This is a genomic window from Caballeronia catudaia, from assembly GCF_001544755.2.
Taxonomy (GTDB): domain Bacteria; phylum Pseudomonadota; class Gammaproteobacteria; order Burkholderiales; family Burkholderiaceae; genus Caballeronia; species Caballeronia catudaia.
The window spans coordinates 1-2,002 of the sequence record NZ_FCOF02000118.1 but is presented as its reverse complement, the minus strand read 5'-3'; the positions used below and the strand labels follow the sequence as shown (position 1 = coordinate 2,002).

The window sequence follows — 2,002 nt, the reverse complement described above, 5'->3', positions numbered from 1 at the left end:
GCGCAAATCGATCATCGCCGCATGTTGGAAACAAGCCGAGCTCTGGTGATGTCATGACTTACGTAAGTCTCAATAGATGGTCCAGGAAGGCACAGACCAGCGAGACGTCAAAGTCAGCAAAGTCGAGTGCCGATGGCGATTTGCTGGTTCGCGTCGCGGCGAAGCGAAGCAACAATCGCCATGTATCGCGATATGCCGAAATCGTACACGGGCTCGCGTGACGCTCCCGCAGGAGTCGGTCTGAGAAGAATGCTTGCAGGGTGATGGCCAGTGCGCTCATGCTTGTTCTCCCGGCGGACGCTCCAGACGCTCGGCCGCCTTAATGAGCAGTTCTGGAGCTGCTGACAGATACCAGTAACTCGTCGCCGGATTGACATGGCCAAGATAGGTTGAAAGCAGCGTGAGACGCTGCTGCGTGTCAGAACCGTCTCGATAGGCGTCAAGCAGCGTCCTCACGGCGAAGGCATGTCGAAGGTCATGGATTCGGGGGCGACAATGGCTGGTGCGCGGTACGATGCCTGCTTGACGGACCAATCGGTGGAAGGCCCAGTGAATATTGCAGTACAGGAGCCGGCTGCCAGTGGGGGAGATGAATAGCGCTGCGGTTCGTCCGGCGTAGGGCTCTCGGTTGCGGCGGGCGAGATACCGTTTCAATGCCGTCGCCGTCGTCGGATCCAAAGGAAGTTCTCGCGTTTTATTAAACTTCGCATCCCGGATAATCAAGGTTCCGCTACGCGCATCGAGGTCCTGCCGATTCAGTTTGATTGCCTCGCCGATTCGCATTCCGGTGACAGCGAGCAAACCAATCAAGGTCTGGTAAGTCGTCACTCGCAGCGGAGAACTGAGCGTGTCGGCTGCCTTAATCAGCGCGACGATCTCTTCGTCGCTATACAGATATGGACTCGCCCGATGTGGTCGCCATGGCAGCAAATCCGACGGTGGCACCTCGACGGCGTGATCGATGGCGTGCAGATAGTTGGTGAAACCCCGAACCGCAGACAGACGATAGGACCACCAATTGTTGCTGCCGTTCGTCGGCTGGCATGCCCACGTCAAGGCGTGTTGCGCGGTGATTGTCGGTGCTCCTGTGGACGCGAGAAAATCAATGAATTGATGCAGCAGCTTCTCCTGCCGCCGCAACTTGTAGCCCAGCGAGCGTCGCAGGCTCAGATACTCAGTCAAAGCATGACGTATTCGCTCATGTTGCGCTCCCGGGCCACGCACGGGCGAGCAGGCGCAGTCCCTCCCTGTCGACCTTTGCGTAGATGCCGTGGTCATCAGGCGACGATGGCGCAGTACTTGAGAGACTGCCGGAAGTGCAACGCCGGAGCACACCATCTGACTTGCAAGGGCTCTTTTGAAAATGAAGTGGGGTGTGCCAAGAACGCGAGCATCAATCGACCGATGTTTGCGGAGCTTTACCAAAGATGAAGGAAGGCCCTTCGGAGTCGGCTTGCAGGAGCAGGCTCCAAACCGCCACAAGCTGCGTGGGTAAATGTTATGGCGCGCGCAATATGAGAGGGAACAGGGGATGTTTGTCGCGCGGACGGCGAGAACGATGTTCTGAACTTTTCCGCGCGTAGCGCGCGACGCTGCAGGCGTAAAGAAGGCCGATGCACCTCTGGTATCGTGCGACGTTGTCCAGACCCCGCACGCTTTCCAGAACTGACCGGCCTATGCATCGTATCGTACACGCCCATCGCGCGCTGGAGCAACACCAGCGCGCCATCCTTTCCACGCTCGAATCCTACCGTCCGCCACGTTGTCCGCACTGTGGCGTCGCCAGCCTTTGGGGGCATGGCTCTTACGACCGCAAGGCTGATCGCAGCGCAGCCGGTGCCCTGAATCCCGTTCTGGTGCCACGCTTTCGCTGCACGGCGTGCTGCCGTACCTGTTCGCGCCTGCCGCTGTGCTTCTGCCCGCGCCGCTGGTACGGCTGGGCATTGCAGCAGCTGGTGCTCTCCCTGTGCATGTCCGGCATGTCGCTGCGCCGCATCGCCGC

3 protein-coding genes are annotated in these 2,002 nt (G+C 59.3%); 1 reads left to right on the top strand and 2 read right to left on the bottom strand.

The features are described 5' to 3' along the window. Positions 1-58: 58 nt before the first annotated feature. Positions 59-280, bottom strand: a complete 222-nt coding sequence (locus AWB75_RS36285; RefSeq protein ID WP_235012441.1) for a hypothetical protein — start codon at positions 278-280, stop codon at positions 59-61. Further along, the gene (locus AWB75_RS36280; protein WP_235012440.1) at positions 277-1,182 is read right to left on the bottom strand and encodes a tyrosine-type recombinase/integrase; all 906 of its coding nucleotides are present in this window, start codon (positions 1,180-1,182) and stop codon (positions 277-279) included. Before AWB75_RS36280 ends, AWB75_RS36285 begins: the two co-directional genes overlap by 4 nt. A 494-nt stretch (positions 1,183-1,676) precedes the next feature. Here AWB75_RS36280 and AWB75_RS37540 point away from each other — a divergent pair. Continuing rightward, a partial coding sequence (locus tag AWB75_RS37540) for a DUF6431 domain-containing protein (protein WP_235012439.1) occupies positions 1,677-2,002 on the top strand: 326 nt, incomplete at its 3' end.